Genomic DNA, 24919 nt, shown 5'->3' with positions numbered 1-24919 from the left:
GGAGGACTCCTTCGGCTCGTGGTGGAGGGTCACCCTTCATAACATACTGTCACTAAGAGGATGAATGGGGTGACCACGTTCGGGGTAAGAGGAGGACCCTGCTGATGAGAGCGACTTCCCGGCCTCCTGGTTTCACGCCGCGCCGTTTTTACGGCGTGACATGTTTCATGGTGCGTTACGCGGCCTTCTTCTGTGCGGGCTTCTTCCCCGTCTTGTCCGACTTGTCACCGGTGAAGGCCTCGTACTCCTTCATGACCTCCTCGGTGGGGCCGTCCATGCGCAGCTCGCCGCGCTCCAGCCACAGTGTGCGCTCGCAGGTGTCGCGGATCGACTTGTTGTTGTGGCTGACCAGGAAGACGGTGCCCGCCTTCTCGCGCAGCTCGCGGATCCTGTCCTCGGAGCGCACCTGGAACCTGCGGTCGCCGGTGGCCAGGGCCTCGTCGATGAGCAGGACGTCGTGGTCCTTGGCGGCGGCGATGGAGAAGCGCAGCCGGGCGGCCATGCCGGAGGAGTAGGTGCGCATCGGCAGGGTGATGAAGTCGCCCTTCTCGTTGATCCCGGAGAAGTCGACGATGTCCTGGTAGCGCTCCCTGACCTGCTCGCGGGACATGCCCATGGCGAGGCCGCCGAGGTAGACGTTGCGCTCGCCGGTGAGGTCGTTCATCAGGGCCGCGTTGACGCCCAGCAGGGAGGGCTGGCCGTTGGTGTAGATGTGGCCGCTCTCCACCGGCAGCAGGCCGGCGACGGCCTTCAGCAGGGTGGACTTGCCGGAGCCGTTGGTGCCGATGAGCCCGATCGCCTCGCCCTTGTAGGCGATGAACGACACCTTCTTCACCGCGTGCACCCGGCGCACGCCGGCCGCCTTCTCGGCCTGCTCGCGGCGCAGGATGCGGTTGAGGGCGGCGGTGGCGGAGCCGCGGCCGGCGCCCGTGCCGTTGACCCGGTAGACGATGTCGACGCTGTCGGCGACGACGGTCGGGATCCGGTCGGCCGGTGCGGCGGGCGTGGTGTACGCGGTCCGCCCGTGCCCCTCGGGACCTTCGTTCAGCGGGGTGTGCTCGTTGTGCTCAGCCACGGCCGTACGTCTCCTCAGCCTTCCAGAAGTAGATGAAGCCGCCGATGCCGGCGAGCAGCGCCCAGCCGGTCGCCGCCGCCCACACGTGCGGGGGCAGCTGCTTGGCGTGGAAGCTGTCGATCAGCGCGAACCGCATGAGGTCGATGTAGACCGCGGCCGGGTTGGTCTCCAGCGCGACGGTGACCAGGTGCGGCAGGTGGTCCTTCGCGGTGAGCTTGTCGATGCTCCACATGACGCCGGACACGTACATCCAGGTGCGCAGGATGAACGGCATCAGCTGGGCGATGTCCGGGGTCTTGGCGCCCATCCGCGCCATGATCATCGCCATGCCGGCGTTGAAGGTGAACTGCAGGACGAGCGCGGGGATCACCAGCAGCCAGGAGGCGGAGACCGGTACGCCGAAGCAGAGCAGGATGACGACCAGCGCCGCCATCGAGAACAGCAGCTGCTGGAGCTGCTGGAGGCAGAAGGAGATCGGCAGGGCGGCGCGCGGGAAGTGCAGGGCGCGCACCAGGCCGAGGTTGCCGGAGATCGCCCGGGTGCCGACCTGGATCGAGCTCTGCGTGAACGTCCACACGAACACGCCGGTGACCAGGAACGGGATGTAGTCCGGTACGCCGCGCTTGGTGCCCAGCAGCACGCCGAAGATGAAGTAGTAGACCGCCGCGTTCAGCAGCGGGGTCATGACCTGCCAGACCTGGCCGAGCTTCGCCTGGCTGTACTGCGCGGTGAGCTTGGCGGTGGCGAAGGCGGTGATGAAGTGGCGCCGGGCCCACAGCTGGCGGATGTACTCCGGCAGCGAGGGGCGGGCGCCGCTGACGGTCAGGCCGTGCCGGGCGGCCAGCGCCTTGAGGTCGTCGGCCGGGGCCTGGGTCGGGGGCGGTGTGTCGAGGACCTGGCTCACATCCGCTGCTTTCGCTCGGGGGGAGGGGGGTGCCACGTCTTCCGACTGTGGCCGGATCGGTGGCGGGCCGGTCCCGTCGTCCGGCGTTTCCTTACGGTTCTCTTCACATTCTCTTACGTCGGGACGGGACCGTATCGTCGCAACGTGAGCGTAGAACCAAGTGACGTCGCAACGCAACCGTTTCGTCGTAACGCCCTATGCTGGAGCCATGACCACGAACGCCGCCGAGCCCGCCGACGAATCGCCGACGCGTGCGCGCCGCCGGGCCCCTGCCGGGGCCGCGGTGCTGCGTGAGGATGTGACCGAGGCCATCCGGGCGGCGGTCTTCGAGGAACTGGCCGCGGTCGGGTACGCCCGCATGAGCATCGAGGGGATCGCGCGGCGGGCCGGTGTCGGCAAGACGGCGGTGTACCGGCGCTGGCGCTCCAAGCTCCACCTGGTCCTCGACGTGGTCTCGGCGATGGCGGTGCTCGGCCTGCCGGTGCCGGACACCGGCTCCCTGGAGGGCGACCTGCGGCTGCTCTACGAGGTGACCTCCCGCGCCCTGCGCCACCCCGTCGCCTCGCAGGTCATCCCCGACCTCCAGGCCGAGGCGGCCCGCAACCCCGACATCGCCGAGGCCTTCCAGAGGGCGCTGCGCGACGGCCAGGAGAGCGTGGCCAGCAGGATCGTCGCCGCGGCGGCGGAACGCGGCGAGGTGAGCCCCGGGCTCGACCCCGACCTCGCTCTCGACCTCATCTCCGGGCCGCTGTACTGGCGCTCGGTGGTCATCCGCTCCCCGAAGCCGCCCAAGGGGTACCTGGAGCGGCTGGCACGGGCTACCGCGGGGGCGCTGAAGGCACTGTGAGCCGGCGGCCGAGGTCGGCCGGCTCCGGGGCGCGCAGCACCCGCCCGCCGAAGCCGGGCAGCGGGACGCGCAGGGCGCCGGACCACCGCTCGGGCACGGCGCCGATCCCGTACACGGCGCCCGCCGGCGTCCCGGTGACCGCGGCCACGGTGTCCGTGTCGCCGCCCAGGTCGACGGCCGCGCGGACCGCCGCCTCGTAGGACGCCGTCGTCCGCAGCGCCCAGACCGCCGAGCCGAGGCAGGGCCAGACCGCGCCGTTGAACTCGGTGGCCAGGTCCGGGTGCCAGTCCGGGGCGAGCACCGCGGCGTACCGCGCGCGGTGCTCCGGGCGCAGGGCCGCCAGCGCGCCGGGTACGGCGGCCAGCGGGTCGGCGCCCGCCAGCGCGACCCGGACCAGTTCGTGCAGCATGGCCGTGCCCTCGCCGGCGGCCGGGTCGCCGTGGGTGAGGGCGGACAGGCGGCGGGCGGCGTCCAGGGTGGCGGCGCGGCCGTGCCGGGCGAAGTAGACGGCCGAGGGCGCGGCGCGCATCAGGGCGCCGTTCCCGGCGGCCCGCTGGTTCACCCGGAAGTGCTCGGCGGCGGTGTCCCACGGGTCCCCGCCGGTCAGCACCGCCTCCGTCTGCAGCCCGATGTCCTTCGGACCGGCCGCGGCCCAGCGCCGGAAGCGGCGGAAGACGTCGGGAAGGTCCAGGCCGCCGTGCGCCGGCAGCGACTCGGCGACGAGCACGGCCATCTGCGTGTCGTCGGTGGCCTCGCCGGGGTCCCAGCCACCGCCGCCGCACATCTCGGCGGCGGCCCCCGGGACCGGCAAGCGGGCCGAGAAGGCGCCCTCGGGCCCGAACGCGAAGGGTGCGCCCAGGGCATCCCCGACGGCGGACCCGACGACGGCACCGACGGCTCGGTCGACGGGGGACGGGGACGGGGCCATGGGCGCAGGTTACCGGGACGGCCGGGGGCCGGGGCGGGAGCCGGTTCGGTTCAGGGGGTGCGCCCACGGCGGCACGGCCTGCCGGGGCCAGCGGACGGCCCGGACCCGTGACAGGGGCGGGACCCGTGCCGAGAATCGGCCCCCCCCGCCGGGCGCATGGGTCCGTGGATGGAGCCGGCTCCCTGCGCGGGAGCCCCCGGGGGGCGACGGCCCTCGGCAGGAGCCGGCCCCCGGACCGAGGGCCCCTGGCGGGAAGCGGCTCAGTCCTTCAGCATCTCGTCGCGTACCGGGATCCAGTCCAGGGCCGAGCGGATGCCCTCCTCCAGGGACAGCTTCGGCGTCCAGCCGAGCAGTTTCGCCGCGCGGTCGCTCGTGGTGTAGCCGCCGGCGACGTCGCCGGGGCGGGGATCGGTGTCGACGGTCCGCAGGGGCGTGCTGACGACGTTGTTGAACGCGGCGCACAGCTCGCGGACCGTGGTGCCGGACCCGGTGCCCAGGTTGATCGCGATCGACGGCGCCGACGCGGTGAGGACGGAGTCGAAGCGTTCGATCGCCGCGACGTGGGCCGCGGCGAGGTCCCAGACGTGCACGTAGTCCCGGATGCCCGTGCCGTCGCGCGTCGGGTAGTTCACGCCGGTGACCGGGAACGCCGTGCCCTCCTGGTGGGCCTCGATCAGCTTGCCCAGCGCGTGGCTGGGCCGCTTGAGCTGGAGGCCGGTGCGCAGCAGGGGGTCGGAGCCGACCGGGTTGAAGTACCGCAGGGACAGCACCCGCAGCTGCCCGGCCGCGGCGATGTCGGCGAACATCCCCTCGCAGACCGCCTTGGTCCGCGCGTAGGGGCTCTGCGGCGCCAGCGGCGACTCCTCGGTGACGGGGGAGCCGTCCTCGGCCCGGTAGATGGAGGCCGAGCTGCTGAAGATGAGCCGGTCGCAGCCGTTGCGGTGGAGGTGGCGGACGAAGGCCAGGCTCTTGGTGACGTTCGCCTCGTAGTAGCCGATCGGGTCCGCCACCGACTCCGGCACCACGATCAGCGCCGCGCAGTGCACCACGGCGGAGATGTCCGGGTGCTCCGCGAAGATCCGGTCGACCAGGGCGCCGTCCGCGATGTCACCCTCGTAGAAGATCCGCCCGTCGGTGAACTCGGCGCGGCCGCGCACGAGGTTGTCGAGGATCACCGGGGTGATGCCCGCGTCCAGGCAGGCGGACGCCACGGTGCTTCCGATGTAACCGGCTCCACCGGCGATAAGGACAGACACGATGTTTCTCTTCCCGGCCTCGTTGCAGACCCAGTAGTTCCCGACGCAGTGGTTCCCGATGCGGCAGCGGCGGCCGTCTCAGTGCAGCAGGCGCCGCAGCCGGTTGCGCAGCACCCGGGTGACGCCCCGGACGCCCGTCGCCACGCGCAGCGCCAGCGCGCCGGAGTGCGTCGCGTACGGCTGCACCAGCAGGACGCCGTACCGCACGCTCGGTACGGCGCGACGGCGCAGCCGGCCGGCGCCCGTGCGGGCGTGCGCCGTGACCTCCCGCTCCGCGCCGTCCGCGAAGCGCACGGTCAGCCGCAGGTCCCAGGTGCCCGCGCCGAGCGCGCCCAGGTCGACGGGCAGCTCGGCCGTCCAGAGGTCCGCGCCCGCGGGCGTGAGGGCGGCCGTCGCGTGCCCCCGCACCCGGTCGTCGTTCCGCGACGCCCAGAGCACGTCCAGCTCCCGGGGGCCCGCCTCGGCGACCTTGCCGTACAGCTCGTGCAGCCGCAGTGTCAGGGGCGTGGCGCGCGCCTGGGGGCGCAGTTCGGCGTCCAGCGCGAGCGGCAGCGCCCGGGTGGGGCTGGTCAGGAACGGGGTCAGGGCGAGCTGAGGGAGGTCCTCCGACCAGACCGGCACCCCGTCGGGAGTGCGGGCGTACGGCGGCAGCAGCCGGGCCGGGCGGGCGGCCAGGTCCCGTATCCGGGGCAGGTCGCGCGGCTCCGGGGACTCCAGGATCAGCCGGCCCAGCAGCCGGCCGGGCGCGGCCGGGTTCAGCTCCCAGTCGGCGGCGTCGTAGCGCGCGAGGTGTTCCCGGGTGTGCGTCCACCACGCGCGCCGGTACTGCGCGTCGCGCAACCCCAGTTCGCGCGCGTACATCCGCACCTCGTGCTCCAGGAACTTGGCGCGGGCCGCCCGCGCCAGCTCCTTCTGGCCGGCGCCGAGCAGGATGTCGTACGCCAGCGTGCACGCCCGCGTGCGCGCCTTCCAGTTGTCGATGTGCTCCCGGTCGAGGGAGAGCGACAGCCGCTCGGCCGACCGGCGCACGTGCCACACGTACACCCGGTCCGGCACCAGCGCGATGCGCGGTGCGGCGGCCAGCACCCGCGCGGTGAAGACGAAGTCCTCGTAGAGGAACCGGCCTTCGGGGAAGCGGATGTCGTGCTCGCGCAGGAAGTCGGTGCGGTACAGCTTGTTGACGCACAGCGTGTCGTGGACCAGCCGGGGGCGCTGTGCGGGGCGCGCGAGCACGGCGTGCGCCGTGTAGAGGGCATCCTGCCAGGGCTGTTCGCGGCCCGAGGGCAGCTCCCGGCGCACACACAGCCCGCTCGCCACCTCGGCGTGCGCCCCCGTGGCCGCCGTCAGCAGCGCGTCCACCGCGCCCGGCGGCAGTACGTCGTCGCTGTCCAGGAACATCACGTACGGCGCCGTCACCGCGTCGATGCCGGTGTTGCGCGGGCTGCCGCAGCCACCGCTGTTGTCCTCCCGGCGGACCACCCGCAGCCGGGGCTCGTCGGCGGCCAGCCGGTCGAGCAGTTCGGCGCTGCCGTCGGTGGAGCAGTCGTCGACCGCGACCACCTCCGCGACCGCGGGGCCCTGGGCGAGCGCCGAACGCACCGCGTCGGCCACGTGGGCACGGTCGTTGTATCCGATCACGACGACACCGACCTGGGCCGGGCGGTGCGCCTCGGACTGCTCGGCGCGCTCTGGGGTCTGGATGTTCTCTGGCGGGTCAGACGAGTCTGGAAGCATGGGGTCCACGGGCCGGGAGCGTAGAAATGTTCGGTAATACCCGGTTAAGAGGGGCTTAGTGCTCGCTCCGGAAGACGGTCGGAATCCGGGTGGGGTTCCGTCGTTTGCCCGCTCTTTGCCCGAGGCGGCCCACAGGAGCGCCACAGCCGCAGGAAAGACAGTAGCGCGGCGGCCGCCAGCATGCCGTTGCGGCCCAGCATCAGCAGGCATCCGGTCCAGCTGCCCGCGATCACCTCTCCGTAACACAGCGGGTACACCACGGTACTCAACGCGCACGCCGCGAGGACCAGTACGGCCACCGGGCGCTGGCCGGTCCGCCGTGAGGTCAGGCACACGGCGGCGAGCCCCAGCAGCCACACCATGTACTGGGGGCTGATGACCCGGCTGGTCACGGTGAACAGCAGCACCGCGCACAGCGCCGCGTCGTACGGGGTCGCCTCGTTCCAGTGCCGCGCCCGCAGCCGCCACAGCACCAGCAGCCCGAACGCGGCGGCCGTCAGCGCGAGGGAGCAGTCCGCGACGACGGACACGTACGGGCCCACCAACTCGATGGCGCCGTACTGGTAATGGGGCCGGCCGGACCAGCCCGCGTGCCGGGCGAGGTTGAGTGCCGTACCGCCGAGCGACTCGATCTGCACACCGCGCCCGCCCTGCCCGGCGAGGAAGGACAGCGGATGCCGCAACGTCAGGGAGAGCAGCCCCAGTACGACTGTCCCGGCGCCCGCCGCCCACGCCCACGCCGTGCGCGTCGGCCGGCCCCTGGGGGTGCCGAGGAGGACCAGCGCGGGCCAGCCCTTCACCAGGGCGCCGAGCGCCCCGAGCACACCGCTCGCGCGCGGGGAGCGCGCCAGTGTCAGCAGGGAGAGCACGGCGAGGGCGGTGACCTGCACGTCGTACCGGGCCAGCGGCAGGTGCAGCAGCAGCGGCAGACCGCCCGTCCACAGGGCCGCGCCCAGCAGGCTCCGGCCCTGCTGGCGGCCCGCCCGCACCAGCGCCCCCGCGATCAGCGCGTCCGCCGCCAGCGTCAGCGCCACGAACGCCTGGAAGTACGTCAACCCCGGTACCAGGCCCGGGAGCAGCAGCACCGCGCCCGCGCCCGGCGGGTACTGCCACAGCGTGTCGTGCTCGGGGAACGACCCCTGCGCGAGCACCCCGTACCAGTGGAAGTACAGCCGCCACACCTCCCGCGCCACCGAACCCCCGCCGAGCAGCGGAGAACCGTCGTGCGCGAGCAGCCACAGCATCAGGGCACGGGTGGCGAGCCAGGCGGTGGCGAGCGCGGGGACCGGACCGGGGGTGACACGGAGGCGGTTCATCGCGTTGGAGCCTAAGCCGGGTGGATGGTGTATCGGCGGCGATACACCGTAAACACCTCGGAAACGTTGTCCCAGCACAAAAGATCGGGCCGTGGTGAACGTCGGGCTCCCTGGGGAAGTTCGCGCAGCTCCGTCGCGGAAACCGGCGCGGGCGCCGGCGCGGGTACGGCGCGCTGCCCTGGCGGGCACGCCCGCGCTGGCGATGCTGGTGCTCGGGCTGTGGCGGGTGGACCGGGGCGGGATGTGGCGCGACGAGGCCGTCACCTTCCAGGTGGCGCGCCGCACGCTGCCGCAGATCTGGCGGTTGCTGCACGGGGTCGACGCGGTGCACGGGCTCTACTACCTGCTGATGCACTTCGTGCTCGCCGTCCGCGCCGACGAGGTGGTGCTGCGGCTGCCGTCGGTGGCCGGGGCCGCGGTGACGGCGGGCCTGGTGGCGCGGGTGGGGGCGCGGCTCGCGCGGCCCCGGGCGGGGCTGTGGGCGGGGCTGCTCTACGCGGTGAACCCGATGGCCGGGCACTACGCGCAGGAGGGGCGGTCGTACGCGCTGGTGGCGGCCGGGGCGATGGGGGCGACGCTGCTTCTGCTGCGGGGGGTGGAGAAAGGGTCCTGGTGGGGGTACGGCCTCGTCCTCGGCGTCACCTGCTGGCTGCACGAGTTCGCGGTGCTGCTGGTGCTCGCCCACGGGGTGACGCTGGCGCTGGCCCGGGTGGGGGCCCGGGTGTGGCGGGGGTGGGGGTGCGCGGCGGTGGCGGCCGGCGCCGCTCTGGTGCCGATGGTGCTGGTGTCGCGGGCGCAGGCGGCGCAGGTGGCGTGGCTGCGCAGGCCGACGATCGAGACGGCCGAGGGGTTGCTGCGGTCGTTCTTCGGGGTGTCGCCGGGGGTGTACTGGGTGTGCCTGGGGCTCGCGGTGGTGGGGGCGGCCGGGGTGTCCGGGGGCCGGGGGAAGGTCACCCTCGCGGGAGTGGCGCTGCCGTTGACGCTGGTGGGGCCGGGCGTGCTGATGCTGGTGTCGCTGTCCTCGCCGCCGCTGTACGTCGACCGGTACGTGCTGTACGCGCTCGCGGGGGCGCCGCTGGCGGTCGCCGCCGGGGCGGAGCGGGTGGTGGCGCTGCCGGCCCGGATCGGCCGGCCGGGCGGGCGGGTCCGGCCGCGCCCGCCATCTGTCGCCGTGACCCTGCTCGGTCTGCTCGCCGTCGCCCTCGTCCTCCTCCAGCAGTTCCCCGTGCTGCGGCAGGACCGTGACCCCGCGCGCCGTCCCGACGACCTCGCGTCGGTCGCGCGGGCGGCTGCGCGCGGGGTGCGGGCCGGGGACGCGGTGCTGTACCTGCCGGGCTCCGCGCGGAACACGGCGCTGGCCTATCCGGGGGCGTTCCGCGGGACGCGGGACCTGGCGCTGGCCGAGCCCGGGGCCGGGTCGGGGACGCTGTACGGGGTGGAGGCCCCGGCCGGGCAGGTGCGGCGGCGGCTGGCCGGGGTCGCGCGGGTGTGGGTGGTGGCCGACCGGGCCGTGCTGACCGGACGCCGGACCCCGCGCAGCCCCGTCGTGCGCACCGAACTGGCGGTGCTCCGGCAGGAGTTCAGGGTGGCCGGCGAGGCCGTGCGGGGCCGGGACGCCGTACGGCTCTATGTACGGCCCGTCAGTCCCCGGAGTGGGCCTGTTCCGTCGCCGCCGCGTCCAGCGCGCTGGTGAGCCGGTCGAGGCGGGCGTGCAGATCGGCGATCTCCGCGACGTCGAACCCGGTCGAGCGCATGATGCGGCGCGGCACCTCCAGTGCCCGCTCGCGCAGCCGCGTGCCCTCCTCAGTGAGGTGCACCCGCACCGAACGCTCGTCCCGCGCGCTGCGCTCGCGCCGTACGAGACCCGCCGCCTCCAGCCTCTTGACCAGCGGGGACAGCGTGCCGGAGTCGAGCCGCAGCTGTTCGCCGAGCTTCTTGACCGGCAGGTCGCCCTGCTCCCACAGCACCAGCATCACCAGGTACTGCGGATAGGTGAGGCCGAGGTCCTTGAGGACCACGCGGTAGACGCCGTTGAAGGCGCGGGAGGCGGCGTGCAGGGCGAAGCAGATCTGGCGGTCCAGGCGGAGCCAGTCCGCCTCGGTGCCGGCGGGGGAAGCGGTCATGAGAACCAGGGTAGCTTGGCGCCCCGCGATTTGATTGTGCACAACTTAATTGTGTGCTTCACTTGTGCTCGCAAGGCAACACCGCAGGACACATCGAGAGGGATGGTTCGTCATGGACGCGCTCTACACCGCCGTCGCCACCGCAACCCACGGCCGTGAGGGCCGTGCCGTCACCTCCGACGGAAAGGTCGACGTCAAGCTGGCCCCGCCGGTGGAGCTGGGCGGCAACGGCGAGGGCACCAACCCCGAGCAGCTGTTCGCCGCCGGGTACGCCGCCTGCTTCGGCGGCGCCCTCGGAGTCGTCGGCCGCAAGGCCAAGGTGGACGTCTCGGACGCCGCCGTGACCGCCGAGGTCGGCATCGGCAAGCAGGGCGAGGGCTTCGGTCTGAAGGTCACCCTGCGCGTCGAGCTGCCCGACACCGTGGACCGCGAGACCGGCAGCCGGCTGGTCGAGGCCGCCCACCAGGTCTGCCCCTACTCCAACGCCACCCGCGGCAACATCGAGGTCGACCTCGTCGTCGAGTAGCCCGCGGCCCCTCCGGCCGCCCTCACGCCGGCGCCGGCGCCTCCCGCCCGGCCGTCGGCCGACCCGGCAGCCGGACCGGACCGGCCGGCATCGGCTCGCCCAGCAGCAGCGTGCGCACCACCCGCTCGGCCGCCCGGCCGTCCTCGAACTCGCAGTAACGGGAGCGGAAGGCGGCCCGCAGCCGCGCCGACTCCTCGTCCCGCCAGCGGCCCGAGGCGAACAGCCGGGCCAACTCCGGGTAGGAGCGGGCGACATGGCCGGGCGGCTCGGCGGTGATGTCGACGTAGGCGCCCCGGCTCGCCCGGAACGCGGGCCAGTCGTCGGCGAGCAGCGCGATCGGCCGGTCCAGGTTGGCGTAGTCGAACATCACGGACGAGTAGTCGGTGACCAGCGCGTCCGCCGCCAGCAGGACGTCCGGCAGGTGCGGCTCGTCCGTCGCGTCGAGCACGACGCCGCGCCGGGCCAGCTCGGTCAGGCCCATGCCCCGCGCGGGGCCCGCGGCCAGCGAGGGGTGCAGCCGCACCACCAGGGTGTGGCCCTCGCCGAGATCGGCCGCGAACCGGGCCACGTCGATCCGGTCCACGTGCCCGCCCCTGCGGTAGTCCCGGCGGGTCGGCGCGTACAGCACCACCGTGTGGTCGTCGGGGATGCCGTGCCGGCGCCGGAAGTCGCCGGCTCCGCCGTTGACCAGCACGTCGTTGCGCGGGCTGCCGGTGCGGGCCGAGGCGAAGCGGCAGGGGTAGGCCCGCTCGTACACCAGCTCGGAGTGGCGGCTGGCGACCAGGCTGTGGTCCCAGCGGTCGGCGCGGCGCAGCAGCCGCGGCACGTCGACGCCGAGCCGGGCGCCCGGCTTGTCCCGCAGATCGGCGCCCAGGAACTTCAGCGGCGTGCCCTGGTGGGTGTGGATGTACACGCTGCCGGGCCGCTTGGCCAAGGTGGCGGGCCAGTCGACGTCGTTGACGAGGAACGCCGCCCGCGCCATCACCTGCGCGCAGCGGCGGCTGCCCGCGAGCACGTGCTCCACGTCCGGCGGCAGCAGCGCGGCCGTCTCGGCGTCCCGCACCACCCACACCCCGCGCAGATGCGGGGCGATCCGCCGGGCCGCGTGGTAGACGGCCGCCGGGTCGCCCAGCAGGCCCCGGTGCGCGGAGGCCGAGTACACCACCAGGTGGGGGTCGGGGGAGCGGCGCGCGGACAGGGCGGCCCAGCCGGTGCGGGCGCGGCCGGCCACCGCCTGCCGCGCCGCCTTTGCCAGCCGGGCCGCCCCGCGGCCGGCCCGCGCCGCCTGCCGCCGCAGCCGGTAGCCGGTCCAGGTGCCCGCCGGCACGGCGACCTCGCCGTCCACCCGTGCGCCCCGCGGCTTCAGCCGGGCGGACAGCTCGGCCGTGCGCCGGAAGAACTCGGCCCGGTCGGCGGGCGGCAGCCGGTCCGGCTTGGCCAGGATGTCCAGGCAGTGCTCGCCCATCTTCCGGTGCAGGTACGGCCGCCAGTGCGCGAGCCGGGGCCGCGCGTCCAGGAACGCGAACACCCGCTCGTACTGCTCGTGCACGTCGAAGTGCCTGCGGCTGGTGGTGGACAGGATGCTGCCCTGTCTGCGCTGCCGGTAGTGCAGGCAGATCCGGTCCAGCGCGGCGATCCGCCGGGCGCTCAGCAGCACCGGGAAGGTCCAGGGGGTGTCCTCGTAGTAGCCCGGCGGGAACTCGAAGCCCTCCGCCGCCACGAACTCCCGGCGGTAGACCTTGTTCCACACCACCATCAGCAGGTCCAGGATCCGCGGGTACCCGGCCGCCGTGAAGGTGTCCGGGCCGGCCTGCGCGAGCACCCCGGCCAGCGCGTTGCGCCGGGTGCCGCCCCACCAGTAGGTGCGCGCGTAGTCGTACACGAGCACGTCCGGGTCGCCGGTCTCCGCCAGCCGGTCGGCGACGGCCCGCAGCGCGCCCGGGGTGAGCGTGTCGTCGCCGTCCAGGAAGAGCAGGTAGTCGCCGCGCGCATGTGCCAGACCGGCGTTGCGGGCGCGGCCGAGCCCCACGTTCTCCGGCAGGTGCAGCACCCGCACGCGCGCGTCGCGGGCGGCGTACTCGTCCAGGATCGCGCCGCAGTCGTCCGGCGAGCGGTCGTCCACGGCGATCACCTCGACGTCCCGGTACGACTGCCCGAGCACCGAGTCCAGGCACTCGGGCAGATACGCCTGCACCCGGTGGCAGGGCACGATCACGCTGAAGCGGGGCACGGCCGGCTCCTCACGAGGGTCGTGGCGGCGGGGGCGGGGACGCGCTCGGCGAGCGGGCGCACCGGCGCGATCGCCTCCGGCGGCTCGCCGAGCAGCACCCGCCGTACGACGCGTTCGGCGGCCCGGCCGTCGTCGAACTGGCAGAAGCGCGCGCGGAACGCGGCCCGCAGCGCCGCCGACCCGGCGTCCGCGTACGAGCCGTCGCGGAAGACGGCGGCCAGCTCCCCGGGGGTGCGGGCCACCGGCCCGGGCGGCTCGGCCGGCAGGTCGAAGTAGACGCCGCGGGTGTGCCGGTAGACGTCCCAGTCGTCGGCGTAGACGACGATCGGCCGGTCCAGGTTGGCGTAGTCGAACATGATCGACGAGTAGTCCGTGACCAGTGCGTCCGCGGCCAGGCACACGTCCTCGGCGCAGCGGTGCGCGGTGACGTCGATGATCCGGTCCGAGTGGCGGGCGCCGCCCCGGTCGTAGAAGTAGTGGGCGCGCAGCAGCACCACGACGTCCTCGCCGGCCGCCGCGCAGAACGCCTCCAGGTCCAGGCCCGGTTCGAAGCCGGTGTGGTGGTCGCGGTGGGTGGGCGCGTACAGCACGGCGAGCCGGCCCTCGGGGACGCCCAGCTCCCGCCTGACCCGGGCCACGTCGTCGGCGGTCGCGGTGTAGTAGACGTCGTTGCGCGGATAGCCGTACTCCAGGGCCTCCCAGGAGCCCGGGAAGGCCCGCTCCCACATCCGGGTGGAGTGGCGGTTGGCGGACAGGTTGAAGTCCCAGCGGTCGACCCGGCCGAGCAGCCGGGTGAAGCTGCCGGAGCGCGCGGCCACCACGGGGTACGTCGACTGGTCCACGCCCATCGTCTTCAGCGGTGTGCCGTGCTGGGTCTGCAGGTGCACGCTGCCGGGCCGCTTGACCACGCGCTCGGCGAAGTTGGCGTTGTTGATCAGATAGGTGGCGCGGGCCAGCAGCTCCCAGGCGCGGTGCGAGCCGAGCACCGCGTACTCCACGTCCTTCGGCAGGGTGTGTTCCCGGCCGGCCTCGACCAGGAACACCGACCGGATGTGCGGGGCGAGTTCGCGGGCCTTGGCGTGGATCGCGGCCGGGTTGCAGGCGTAGCCGCGGCCCCAGTAGGCGCAGTACACGGCCAGCTCGGGATCGAGGGGGCGGCGCAGGGCGGCGCGGTAGCGCAGCCGGGTGCGCACCGCGTGCGGGCGGGGCAGGGCCCCGGCGGCCCTGCCGGTCAGCCGGTCGACCTCGCGCAGCGCGCGGAACGCGTCGTAGGCGCCCACCGCCAGCAGCCGGTGCTGCACCCCGAGGCTGCCGCGCGGCATCGGGTGCCCGGCCGGCCGGAAGCGCCGGTACAGGCGGGCCGCGCGGCGGAAGAACGCCCGGTGTCCCGAGGGCAGCCGCTCCGGCCGGGACGCGGTCTTCAGCACCACCGCGAACAACTGGTCGAACAGGGGCCCGAAGCGCTCGGCGGGCAGGGCGTGCCCGGCCGCCCGGTCCAGCACCAGCTCCACCTGGTCCAGCAGGGCGAGCTGCCCGGGCCCGGGCTCGTTCAGCCGGCTGCCCTGCCGGCGCAGCCGGTGGCGTACCACCACCCGGCGCAGCACCGCGATCCGCTCGGCGGCGAGCGAGGTCAGCCCGCCCCAGCCGACATCGGTGAAGTGGCCGTCCGGGAAGGCCAGCCGGTGCTCGGCGAGGAAGGCGCGGCGGTACACCGCGCTCCAGGCGGGCAGCCGGACGCCGGTCAGGTGCGGCAGCTCGGCGGGGGCGAAGGCGCCCTCCGGAGCCCGGGCGAGCAGCGGCGCCACCGGGTTGGCCGGCTCGCCCTCCCACCAGGGGGCGCGTTCGTGCTCCACGTACAGCACGTCCACCCCGGCGGTCTCGGCCAGCCGGGCGTCCAGGGCGGCGAGCGCGCCCGGCAGCAGCAGGTCGTCGCCGTCCAGGAAGAGCAGATAGGTGCCGCTCGCCGCCCGTGTCCCGGCGTTGCGCGCCCCGCCGAGCCCGGCCGACGGCGGTGAGTGGACCGGGGCCACCCGGGGGTCCCGCCCGGCGTACCCGGCGGCCACCTCGGCGGCCGGGGCGTCGGGCCCGTCGCAGACCGGGATCAGCTCCAGGTCGCCGAAGGACTGGCCGAGGACCGAGTCCAGGGCCTCGGACAGCCGGCCGGCGACCCCGTGGGAGGGGACGATGATGCTGAAGCGGGGCATTCTGCTCTTTCTGTCGTCTTGCGGACCCGGCCGGGCCGTCCCGCCGGACGCCAGGTGGACGGCCGGCTCGGAGCGGGCCGCGTCGAGCCGCGGGGCATGGGAACTCCCGGTGGGATCAACGGTGTTCGGCGGCCTCGGTGACGGGACGCGGGCCCTTGGGGTGCGGCACGGTGGCCAGCGCGGACCGGGCCGTGGCCGCGGCGGCGGACGGCACCGGCCGCCGCTCGGCGGGCGGCACCACCGGCGCCGGGTCGGTGCGGCCCAGCACCACGTGCCGGACGACCCGCTCGGCGGCGCGCCCGTCGTCCCACGGGCAGAACCGCTCCCGGAACGCGGCCCGCAGCAGCGCGGCCCGCGCGCCGTTCCAGGCGCCGCCGGTGAAGACGTCAGCCAGCCCCTCCTCGTCCCACCCCGCCTCGCCCGGCGGCACGGCCCGCAGGTCGACGTAGGCGCCGTGCACGGTCTCGTACGCCGCCCGGTCCCCGGTGTGCAGCACGATCGGGCGGTCCAGGGCCGCGTACTCGAAGACGAGCGGCGCGTGGTCGGTGAGCAGCGCGTCCGAGGCGAGGCACAGCTCCTGGACGCAGGGGTGCGCGGAGACGTCGACGACCCGGGTGCCCTCGACGGGCGCGTCCCCGGGCACGCGGGCCAGCAGCACGAAGCGCGGGCCCAGCCGGTGTGCGAGCAGCGCCAGGTCCAGCGGCGATCGCTGGGTGCGGCGGTGCTCGCGGCGGGCGGGCGCGTAGAGGATCGCGACGGCGCCCGCGGGGACGCCCAGCCGGGCGCGCAGCCGGGCCACGTCCTCCCGGGTGGCGCGCTGGAAGACGTCGGTGCGCGGGCTGCCGTACTCCAGGGCGGTGTAGCGGCCCGGGTAGACGCGCTCCCAGGTCAGGGTGGAGTGCCGGTTGCCGGAGATCACGTGGTCCCACTGGTCGACGTCCCGCAGCAGCGCCTCGAAGTCCGTGCCGCGGGCCGCCGCCGGGTGCTCCCGGAGGTCCAGGCCGGTGTGTGCGAGCGGGGTGCCCTCCAGGGTACGGACGAGGACCTGCCCCGGGCGCTTGCGCAGTCCGCGGGTGAGCTGGTCGTCGCCGATCAGGTAGCCGGCGCGGGCGAGCGCCGTCCAGTGGGCGGCCGTGCCGGGGGTGATGCGGCGCGCGCCGGGCGGCAGCGGGCCCCGGTAGGCGGGGTCGGCGAGCCAGGCGGTGCGCACGTGCGGGGCGTACCGCCCGAAGGCCTCCTCCAGCGCGGCCGGGTCGCCGCCGTACCCGCCCCCGGCGGCGAACACCGCACGGTCGGGGCGCAGCGGCAGGCGCCGCTGGATCCGGTAGTGCAGCGCGAGCGCGCCGCGGCGCACGGCGCGCGCCGGCCCGGTCAGGGCGCGCCGCGCGCGCCGGCGGGCGGCCGCGGTCAGCAGGAGCGCCCGGAAGGTGCGGTGCAGCCCGAACCGGATCAGGACGTGCCGCCGCCGCAGCCGGGTCCCCGGCACCCGGTAGCGGCGGTGGTGGGCGCGCGCCCGGTGCAGGAACTCCCGGTGGCTGCCGCGCGGCAGCCGGTCCCGCCGGGTGAACACCACCCCGTAGTGGTCGATCATCCGGCGGAACAACTCCGGCTTCCAGTGACCGAGTTCGGGGTGGTCGGCGACATAGGCGAAGACCCGCTCGTACTGGTCGAACAGATCGAAGTGCTTGCGGCTGGTGGTGGACAGGATGTTGCCCCGGCGGCGCTGCCGGTAGTGCACGCAGACCCGGTCCAGGGTCGCGATCGACCCAGCCGTCATCAGCACCGGGAAGGTCCAGGGGGTGTCCTCGTAGTAGCCCGGCGGGAACACGAAGCCCCGCTCGGTCACGAACTCCCGCCGGTACGCCTTGTTCCAGGCCACCATCAGCACCCGGAGCAGCCCCGGCCGGTCGGTCAGCGGGAAGGGAGCCGGGCCCCGCTCGGCCAGCTCGGCCCGGAGGTGGTTGCGCACCCGCCGGCCGTCCCAGTACGTGCGCTCGTAGTCGTACACCAGCACGTCCGGGTCGCCGGTCGCCCCGATCCGGTCGGCGATGGCCCGCAGCGCGCCCGGGGTGAGGGTGTCGTCGCCGTCCAGGAAGACGAGGTAGTCGCCGCTCGCCTCGGCCATGCCCGCGTTCCGGGCCCGCCCGAGCCCCCGGTTCTCGGCCAGGTGCACCGGCCTCACCCGGGCGTCGCGGGCCGCGTACTCGTCGATGATCGCCCCGCACGCGTCCGGCGAGCGGTCGTCCACGGCGATCAGTTCGAGATCCGTGTACGACTGGGAGAGCACCGAGTCCAGGCACTCGGAGAGGTACGCCTGGACCTGGTACGCGGGGACGATGACACTGAACCTGGGCACGGGACATCCATGGGTGTTCGGCGCGGGGCGTTGTGCCCGGCAACGGCCGATGGAGTGAATTGGTTACGTCCCGTGCGGCATTCGGGGGACAGCGGGCGAACGACGGGGGCGGGCCCTTCCCGGACCCGCCCCCTCAACATTCCTTCCCCGGTGCCTACTTGACGGCGCCCGCCATCACACCGGAGACGAACTGCCGCTGGAACGCGAAGAACACGGCCAGCGGGATCACCATGGAGATGAACGCGCCGGGCGCCAGCACGTCGATGTTGTTGCCGAACTGGCGTACCTGCGTCTGCAGGGCGACCGTGATCGGCTGGGTGCCGGACTTGGTGAACACCAGGGCCACCAGCATGTCGTTCCACACCCACAGGAACTGGAAGATGCCGAGACTGGCGATGGCCGGCCCGCCGAGCGGCATCACCACCCGGGCGAACAGCCGCAGTTCGCCGGCGCCGTCGAGGCGGGCCGCCTCCAGCAGTTCGCGCGGGATCTCCGCGAAGAAGTTCCGCAGCAGGAACACCGCGAACGGCAGACCGAAGCCGGTGTGGAACAGCACCACCCCGAGGATCGACCCGAACAGGCCGATCTTGCCGAACAGTTCGGCGATCGGGATGAGGGCCACCTGCACCGGCACCACCAGCAGGCTCACCACGCCGAGGAACCACCAGTCCCGGCCCGGGAACTCCAGCCACGCGAACGCGTACCCGGCGAGCGAGCCGATGATCACGACCAGGACCGTCGCCGGGACCGTGATCAGCACCGTGTTCAGCAGGGAGTGGGTGATGTCGCCGTTCTCCAGCAGCCTGCGGTAGCTGTCGAAGGTCAGCTGGGAGGGCTTGGTGAACACCGTCCACCAGCCGCTCGCGCTCATGTCGTCGGGCGAGCGCAGCGAGGAGATCAGCAGCCCGATGGTCGGCACCAGCCAGAACAGGCCGACCAGGAGGAGGAAGACGCGGACGACCCCGCCGCTCAGCCGTTCCGTGATCCTCGCGCCGAGCGAGGGCCGGGCCCGGACGGCGGGCGCCGGTGCGCGCACCTCGGTGGCGGTCGCCGTCATCGCCGCACCTCCCGCCGCAGCCGTCGGACGTTGAACAGCATCACCGGGATCACCAGCAGCAGCAGGAACACCGCGATCGCGCTCGCCACGCCCGGCTGACCCTCCGCGAAGCCCCTGCGGTACAGCTCCAGGGCGAGCACGTTGGCGTCGTCCTGGGAGGAACCGGGGGCGATGATGTAGACGAGGTCGAACACCTTCAGCACATTGATCATCAGGGTGACGGTGACGACCGCGAGGACCGGTGCCAGCAGCGGCACGGTGACCCGGCGGAACACCTGCCACTCGTTGGCGCCGTCCACCCGCGCGGCCTCCAGCAACTCCCGTGGCACGCCCGCGAGTCCGGCCGCGATCAGCACCATCGCGAAACCCGCCCACATCCAGACGTACGAGCCGATGATCGCCGGGGTGACCAGCGCGGGCCCCAGCCACTGCACACCGTTGTACGGCTCCCGGAAGTTGGCGGCCGGCAGCCGCAGCCGGGCCCCGTCCGCCGCCGCGGGCAGCGTGAAGGTGCCGTCGCCGGCCGCCTTCGCCGAGGCCACCACCTTGCCGTCCTTCACCGCCTCGATCCGCATCCCCGGGTAGCCCAGCTCGCTCGGGTCGGGCGCGCCGAGCCGGCCGACGCCCTTGCCGCGGGTGAAGTCCTGCCAGGTGCTGCCGGTCACCTTGCCCGGTTCGGCCTTCGCGGCCGCCGCCCGCTTCGCGCCGCCCGGCATCTTGTCGGGGGCGACGCCGACGAGCGGCAGGGCGACCGGCCGCCCGGCGTGCACCACGTCCTTGGTGACGAAGCCGCCGCCCTGGGCCACCAGCGGTGACCTGCGCCCCGGGTGCGCCATGGGAAAGGCCGAGGACTGGGCGAAGCTGTCGTGCACCGACACCCACACCGCGTTGGCGACGCCCTTGCCGGGGTCCTGGTCGTACACCAGCCGGAAGATGATCCCGGCCGCGAGCATCGAGATCGCCATCGGCATGAAGACGACCAGCTTGAACGCCGTTCCCCAGCGCACCCGTTCGGTCAGCACCGCGAAGATCAGCCCGAGCGCGGTGGACACGGTGGGCGCGAACACCACCCAGATGACGTTGTTCTTCAGCGCCGTGAGGATGCCGTCGTCGGTGAAGACCGTCTTGTAGTTGTCGAGACCGGCGAAGCCGTGCCCCGAGTTCGTACCGAAACTGCGGACAATCGAGTACCCGATCGGGTAGACCACGAGCGCGCCCAGCAGCACCAGGGCGGGCAGCAGGAACAGCACTGCCACGGTCTTGCGGGTGCCGGTCACGCTCTTGCGGGGGCGGGACGCGGCGGGACCCGGTGGGGCCCCGGCCGCCGCTGCCGTCGCCATCGCCGGATCAGCTCCCGCTTCCGTACGCGGCCGCCGCGTCCTTCTCCAGCGCGGCCTGGGCACCCGCCACGTCGCCGGGGTTGCGCAGGAAGTCCTGGAGGTCCTTCCACTCGCCCTTGCCCGGGGTGCCGCCGAACGCCTGCGGCGCCTGGTCGGACATGTCGAAGCGGAAGTCGTCGCCGGACGCGATCAGCGCCTTGGCGATCTTCTGCTGGACGCTGTTCGGGTACGCCGACAGCGGGACGTTCTTGTTCGGCGAGAGGTAGCCGCCCAGCTTCGCCTGGATGGTCGCCGCGTCCGGGGAGGCGAGGAAGGTCATCAGGGCCTGGGCCGCCTTGGAGTCCTTCAGGACCACCGCCGCGTCGCCGCCGGAGACCACGGGCGCGGCCGAGCCGACGGCCGGGAACGGGAACACCTTGGCGTCCGTGCCCACCTTCGCCTTGGTCTCACCGATGTTGACCTGCGCGAAGTCGCCCTCGTAGACCATCGCCGCCTTCGGCTGGTCGCCGCCGGTGAAGGTCTGGGTGACCGAGTTGGGGAACTCCGTCTGGAGCGCGCCCTTCTGGCCGCCCGCCAGGTAGTCCTTCTTCCCCCAGATCTGCGCGAGCGTCTGCAGCGCCTGCTTCACCGAGGGATCGGTCCACTTGATCTTGTGCTGGGCGAGCTGGTCGTACTTCTCGGGCCCCGCCTGCGACAGGTAGATGTTCTCGAACCAGTCCGTCAGCGGCCAGCCGTCCGCGCCCGGCACCGAGAAGGGCGTGACCCCGGAGTCGTACACCGCCTGCGCCGTGGTCAGCAGGTCCTTCCAGGTGGCGGGCTCCTTGGCGCCCGCGTTCTCGAAGACCTTGGCGTTGTACCAGACCAGCGACTTGTTGGCGGCCTTGTAGTAGATGCCGTACTGCTTGCCGCCGACCTTCCCGATGTCCTGCCAGCCCTGCGAGTAGTTCTTCGCCAGCTCCTTCTGTGCCTGGGGCCCGACCGGCTTGGCCCATCCCTTGTCCACGGCCTGCTTGATCGCACCGGGCTGCGGCAGCAGCGCCACGTCCGGCGGCTGGCCGCCCGCGATCTTCGAACCGAGGAAGTTGATGATCGGGTCCTGGGCGGGCACGAAGGTGACCTTGGCACCGGTGCGCCGCTCGAACTCGGCGAGCACCTTCTTGAAGTTCGCCTGCTCCTGCCCGGTCCACACCGCGGAGATCTCCAGCTGCGCGCCGTCCAGTCTGGGCAGGGCGACCGTGTTCCCGGCGGGCGCCGAACCCCCGCCGTCCTTGCCGCCCTTGCCGCCACCGTCGTCCTTCTCCCCGCCGGAGCAGGCGCTGAGCGCCAGGCCCCCCGCGAGCAGGGCGGCGAGCACGGTGGTGGCCCTGCCGGTCCGGATGGTGCTGCTCTTGCTGCGCATCACTTCCCCGTTCGTCGTTCTCCGTTGAACATCGTTGAACGTCAGAACACTGTCCGATGCGCTCCGGTGTACGCCGGGCCGCTCGGGCTGGGCAAGAGCACCTACGGTCCTGTGCGGGTGATCGTGACCGGCTCGTGACCATGGCCGTATGCGCCGTCCGGCCGCCTACAGCAGGGAGGGCACCCGGGAGGCCGAGACCTGGCGGGCGGCGCGTTCCACGGCGCTGGCCAGGAGGGCCAAGTCGGTGGGGCCGTTGCCGAGTTCGCGGACCGGCCGGCGGGCCGGCGGATCGCCCATGCGCTGCCAGTCCAGCGGGACGACCGTGGGCCGCTGGGTCGCGGTGCGGGGGATGCGGCCGGTCACCCGGCCGCCCTGGAACTCCACCGACGCGCCGTCCGGATGCGTCAACCGCCCACGGCCGGGCTCCGGTTCGTCGGGACCCTGCCTCACCGCGGCCAGGGTGACGCGCAGCGCGGCCCGGCGGGCCGGCTCGCTCTCCGCGGTACGGCCCCCGGGGGCGGCCGCCGCGACCAGGTGCACGCCCAGCCGCTCGCCCTCCCGGGCCACCGCCTCCAGGGCCCGCGTCACCGACCCGGCGGCGGGCCGGCCGGGCGCGCCGAGGGCGGGGGAGACCAGCGCGTCCAGGTCGTCCACGACCACCACCAGACGGGGCAACGGCGGTACCTCCTCGGCACGTTGCCGTGCCGCCGCGCCCGGCCGCAGCCGCAGCGTGGAGCTGGGCGGCGCCTCGATGTCCCCGGCACCGGCCGGGGTGCGCTGCGCGACGATACGGCCGGACACCGCGCGTCCCGCGTGCCAGTGCGCGAAGTCGGTCCGGCCCAGCAGCTCCGCCCGCCGCTTCAGCTCCGCGCTCAGCGACTGGGCGAACTCCCGCATGCGCATCGGGTCGTTGGCGATCAGATGGGTCGTGACGTGGGGTATCTCCACACAGACCCGCAGGCCCTCGGTGCGCCCGCCGCCCGTGCCGACGCCGTCCCGTCCGTCGATGAGCACCATGCCCAGCCGGTCCGGCCGCTCCGCCGCGGCCAGCGAGGCCACCACGGACCGCAGCAGCTCCGTACGGCCGCTGCCGGGCGGCCCCTCGATCAGCAGATGCGGTCCGTCGGCCACCAGGTCCGCGGCGACCGGGCCGTGCGGTCCGGCACCGAGCACCGCGCGGGCCCGGCCGCCCAGCGCCTCCGTGTCGTCGGCCGCGTCCGCCCAGCGGGCCATCAGCGAGGCCGGGGTGGCGCGGGCCAGCCCCAGCTCGTCCAGCAGCCGGGCCGACCGCGGCAGCGGCGTGGCCACCCGGGCCTGCCCCTCGGCGGCCGGGCCGTCCGGCCGCAGCGGCGCCAGCGCCCGCGCGAACCGCTCCGCCCACGCCGGGGACACCGCGTCCACCGTGGCGAGCACACCGGGCTCCACCGGGCCGCCCGGCGCCACCCGCATCAGCTGGAGGGCGCTCGCCACGTCACCGCTGAGCAGCGCCACGGCACCGCAGTGCCGGAACGTCGGCGCCACCGTGCAGGCCGCCGCGTACGTCCGCCCCACCGGCGACGCGGCCGAGGCGGCCGGCACCTCGGCCAGGCACACCACGTGCACACCGACCCGCGGGCCCACCGCGGCCAGCCGCGCCAGGGCCTCCTGGAGCGCGGTGCCGCCGGGGTCGCCGTCCACCACCACGACGGTGTAGGGACCGGGGAAGCCGCCCGTGGCGCCGAGTTCGGAGTCGTCCTTGGCCCAGGAGGGGCGGCGGGCGGAGGGGAGGGGAGCGGCGGGCGCGGGCGGCTGCCGCCGGGGGTGGGGGGACTGTGCCTGCGCCGGGATGCGCGGGGTGTTGACCGCCGTCGCCGTGTTGCCGCCGGCCGCGGTGAAGTCGTCGACCCGGCGCAGCAGTTCCTCGGTGCGCGCGGCGGCCTGCTCACGGTCGTGCGCGAGCAGCAGACGGCAGTCCTGGCCGTGGTTCGGGCGGACGTGCGGGAGCCAGCCGAGCCAGGACCACTCGGCCGCGCGCTCCTCCACCGGGCGGGAGCCGTCGGCGCTGATCAGCACGATCTCCAGCAGGTCCGGCGAGTGCAGCGCGGCGAGCTGGGCCAGCACCGCGCGGGCCAGCCCGGACAGCCGGGGCCGCGGGCCCGCGAGTCCCAGCGCGCCCGCCTCCCGCAGGGCCGCGGTCATCGGCACGGCGGGCAGCAGGCCCGAGCCGTTCGGGGTGCTCCGGTCGGCGGTGCCGAGCCGTACGGTCAGGGCCTCCGGGTGTCCCGGACCGCGCTCCCACAGCCGGGGCCCGGGGCCGAGCGCGGTCAGCAGCAGCGCGGCGGGGTCGGGCCAGGTCTCGGGCCGCCGGGCGGCATCGGCGTCCGGGCCGCCGCCGGCCGGGCCCGCCTCGCCGTAGGCCCGCGCGTCGGCCTCCGGCTGCTCCGTGCGCGAGCCGGCCAGCCGCCGGGCCCAGGCGCCGAGCCCCCGCCGCCGGACCGGCTGCGCCCCGACGCCGACGCCGAACCGGCCCGCGTGGGTGTCCCCGCCGCCCGCCGCCGCGCCCTCGTACCCGGCGCCGGCGGTCCCCCACGAGACGGAGCCGTAGGCGTGCGCGGTGCCGTCCGCGCCGGCGCCGCCGGGAACGGGAGGATCGAGGGGAGGGGCGGTGTCCGCGCCGGCACCGGAGGACGTCCCCGGCGCGACCCGGACGCAGCCCTCGCCGTCGGCGACGACCCGCAGCCGGTCCTCGCCGGGAACCCCGCCGGCCGCGACCCGCAGCGCGGACTCGCCGACCCGCAGCAGACTCCCGGCGGCCACCCGTACCGGGCGCTCGCCCACCCGCGTGCCGTCCAGCGTCGTGCCGTTCGTGGAACCGAGGTCGGCCACGAAGACCCGGCCGTCCGCGCCCACCGTCACCGCGCAGTGCAGGCGGGACACGTCGGGGTCGTCCAGCGGTACGTCCGCGTCGGCGGAGCGGCCGACGGTGATCCGCCCGCCGTGCAGCAGGTGCACCCCGCCCGCGTCCGGCCCGGCCACCACGTGCAGCCGGGTGGGCGCGTCGTCCGGTCCGGGGTGGGGTTCGGCGGCCGCGGGCGCGCCCAGGGACAGGACGGCGCCGTCGACCAGCGGGGGCTCGCCGAGGACGGCGCGGCGCGGGTCGAGACGTACCGTGTCGGCGTAGAACACGACGGCCGCGCCACCCGCGTCCCGTCCGGCGCCCTCCCCGGTGACCGCCCCGGCCAGCGCGGACGCGACCGCGGCGAGGTCGGTGCCCGCGGGCGCCGTGACCAGCACGTCGCGGCTCGCGGCACGGCCCCGCTGCGCGGGCGGGCCCAGCGGGTCTACGACGGTCAGCCGGATCTGCATCGGCGTCAGCGGTCCCTTCTGCGCGGGTCTGCGCGGGCGCGGACTACCCCCCACCCCACACGAGCACGTCGGCCAGTACGGGGAGCATCCTCGCACCTGCCGTCGACGGTGTGCCCGCCACCCGACGAGAAGTGATCTTGAATGGTCGGCTCTGCCCCCAAAAGTGCCTGACCAGGAGTACGTCATTGATCAGTTGAGATCGGTCACGTACACCGTGCGGCAACCACCTGTCGAAGTGACGCGTCTTTCCTTCGAACATGGTCCGGAACGCTTGCCTGG

At 74.3% G+C, this 24919-nt stretch carries 17 protein-coding genes; 3 read left to right on the top strand and 14 right to left on the bottom strand.

Going from position 1 to position 24919, the window contains the following annotated elements; genetic code table 11:
* Positions 1-175 precede the first annotated feature (175 nt).
* Positions 176-982: an ABC transporter ATP-binding protein gene (locus ACSP97_RS14765; protein ID WP_180333373.1), complete on the bottom strand. Its 807-nt coding sequence runs from the start codon at positions 980-982 to the stop codon at positions 176-178.
* Positions 983-1067: 85 nt separating this feature from the next.
* A complete protein-coding gene (locus ACSP97_RS14760) occupies positions 1068-1979 on the bottom strand; it encodes an ABC transporter permease (RefSeq protein ID WP_180330795.1) in 912 nt (303 codons plus the stop codon).
* Positions 1980-2187: 208 nt separating this feature from the next.
* On the opposite strand from ACSP97_RS14760, the gene ACSP97_RS14755 reads away from it, so the two are divergent.
* Positions 2188-2826 carry a TetR/AcrR family transcriptional regulator gene (locus tag ACSP97_RS14755; RefSeq protein ID WP_355153569.1) on the top strand — a complete coding sequence of 213 codons (639 nt, stop codon included), beginning with the start codon at positions 2188-2190 and terminating at the stop codon, positions 2824-2826.
* On the opposite strand, the gene ACSP97_RS14750 is transcribed toward ACSP97_RS14755, so the two are convergent.
* From ACSP97_RS14750 to ACSP97_RS14735, 4 genes are all read right to left on the bottom strand, one after another.
* Positions 2798-3754 carry an ADP-ribosylglycohydrolase family protein gene (locus ACSP97_RS14750; RefSeq protein ID WP_440557860.1) on the bottom strand — a complete coding sequence of 319 codons (957 nt, stop codon included), beginning with the start codon at positions 3752-3754 and terminating at the stop codon, positions 2798-2800. The genes ACSP97_RS14755 and ACSP97_RS14750 overlap by 29 nt on opposite strands.
* Positions 3755-4014: 260 nt before the next feature.
* Positions 4015-5010 carry a UDP-glucose 4-epimerase GalE gene (galE, locus tag ACSP97_RS14745; RefSeq protein WP_070022679.1) on the bottom strand — a complete coding sequence of 332 codons (996 nt, stop codon included), beginning with the start codon at positions 5008-5010 and terminating at the stop codon, positions 4015-4017.
* A 78-nt stretch (positions 5011-5088) separates the two neighbouring features.
* Entirely contained in the window at positions 5089-6744 is a 1656-nt protein-coding gene (locus tag ACSP97_RS14740) for a glycosyltransferase family 2 protein (protein WP_355325039.1), read from the bottom strand.
* Positions 6745-6788: 44 nt separating this feature from the next.
* Entirely contained in the window at positions 6789-8060 is a 1272-nt protein-coding gene (locus tag ACSP97_RS14735; protein WP_440557857.1) for a glycosyltransferase 87 family protein, read from the bottom strand.
* 202 nt (positions 8061-8262) lie between these two features.
* Between ACSP97_RS14735 and ACSP97_RS14730 the strand changes: the two genes are divergently transcribed.
* Positions 8263-9753 carry a glycosyltransferase family 39 protein gene (locus tag ACSP97_RS14730; protein WP_440557855.1) on the top strand — a complete coding sequence of 497 codons (1491 nt, stop codon included), beginning with the start codon at positions 8263-8265 and terminating at the stop codon, positions 9751-9753.
* Here ACSP97_RS14730 and ACSP97_RS14725 read toward each other — a convergent pair.
* Entirely contained in the window at positions 9701-10183 is a 483-nt protein-coding gene (locus tag ACSP97_RS14725; RefSeq protein ID WP_355153562.1) for a MarR family winged helix-turn-helix transcriptional regulator, read from the bottom strand. The genes ACSP97_RS14730 and ACSP97_RS14725 overlap by 53 nt on opposite strands.
* A 112-nt stretch (positions 10184-10295) precedes the next feature.
* Here ACSP97_RS14725 and ACSP97_RS14720 point away from each other — a divergent pair, with 112 nt between their 5' ends.
* Positions 10296-10709, top strand: coding sequence for an organic hydroperoxide resistance protein (locus ACSP97_RS14720; RefSeq protein ID WP_382010506.1), 414 nt, complete (start codon positions 10296-10298; stop codon positions 10707-10709).
* A gap of 22 nt (positions 10710-10731) precedes the next feature.
* On the opposite strand, the gene ACSP97_RS14715 is transcribed toward ACSP97_RS14720, so the two are convergent.
* From ACSP97_RS14715 to ACSP97_RS14685, 7 genes are all read right to left on the bottom strand, one after another.
* Positions 10732-12939 carry a bifunctional glycosyltransferase/CDP-glycerol:glycerophosphate glycerophosphotransferase gene (locus tag ACSP97_RS14715; RefSeq protein WP_440557853.1) on the bottom strand — a complete coding sequence of 736 codons (2208 nt, stop codon included), beginning with the start codon at positions 12937-12939 and terminating at the stop codon, positions 10732-10734.
* Positions 12921-15143, bottom strand: a complete 2223-nt coding sequence (locus tag ACSP97_RS14710) for a bifunctional glycosyltransferase/CDP-glycerol:glycerophosphate glycerophosphotransferase (protein WP_440557851.1) — start codon at positions 15141-15143, stop codon at positions 12921-12923. Before ACSP97_RS14710 ends, ACSP97_RS14715 begins: the two co-directional genes overlap by 19 nt.
* Before the next feature lie 115 nt (positions 15144-15258).
* On the bottom strand, positions 15259-17499 hold the full coding sequence (locus ACSP97_RS14705; RefSeq protein WP_355153556.1) for a bifunctional glycosyltransferase/CDP-glycerol:glycerophosphate glycerophosphotransferase: 2241 nt from the start codon (positions 17497-17499) through the stop codon (positions 15259-15261).
* A gap of 154 nt (positions 17500-17653) precedes the next feature.
* Entirely contained in the window at positions 17654-18556 is a 903-nt protein-coding gene (locus tag ACSP97_RS14700) for a carbohydrate ABC transporter permease (RefSeq protein WP_355153554.1), read from the bottom strand.
* On the bottom strand, positions 18553-19896 hold the full coding sequence (locus tag ACSP97_RS14695; protein ID WP_355325018.1) for a carbohydrate ABC transporter permease: 1344 nt from the start codon (positions 19894-19896) through the stop codon (positions 18553-18555). The genes ACSP97_RS14700 and ACSP97_RS14695 overlap by 4 nt, the downstream gene beginning before the upstream one ends.
* A gap of 7 nt (positions 19897-19903) precedes the next feature.
* Entirely contained in the window at positions 19904-21295 is a 1392-nt protein-coding gene (locus ACSP97_RS14690; protein ID WP_440557848.1) for an ABC transporter substrate-binding protein, read from the bottom strand.
* 165 nt (positions 21296-21460) lie between these two features.
* Positions 21461-24640: an FHA domain-containing protein gene (locus ACSP97_RS14685; protein ID WP_440557846.1), complete on the bottom strand. Its 3180-nt coding sequence runs from the start codon at positions 24638-24640 to the stop codon at positions 21461-21463.
* Positions 24641-24919 lie beyond the last annotated feature (279 nt).

The sequence above is a fragment of the Streptomyces sp. SCPE 10 genome, from assembly GCF_051980735.1.
Taxonomy (GTDB): domain Bacteria; phylum Actinomycetota; class Actinomycetes; order Streptomycetales; family Streptomycetaceae; genus Streptomyces; species Streptomyces misionensis.
This window is presented reverse-complemented; position numbering and strand designations above follow the sequence as displayed.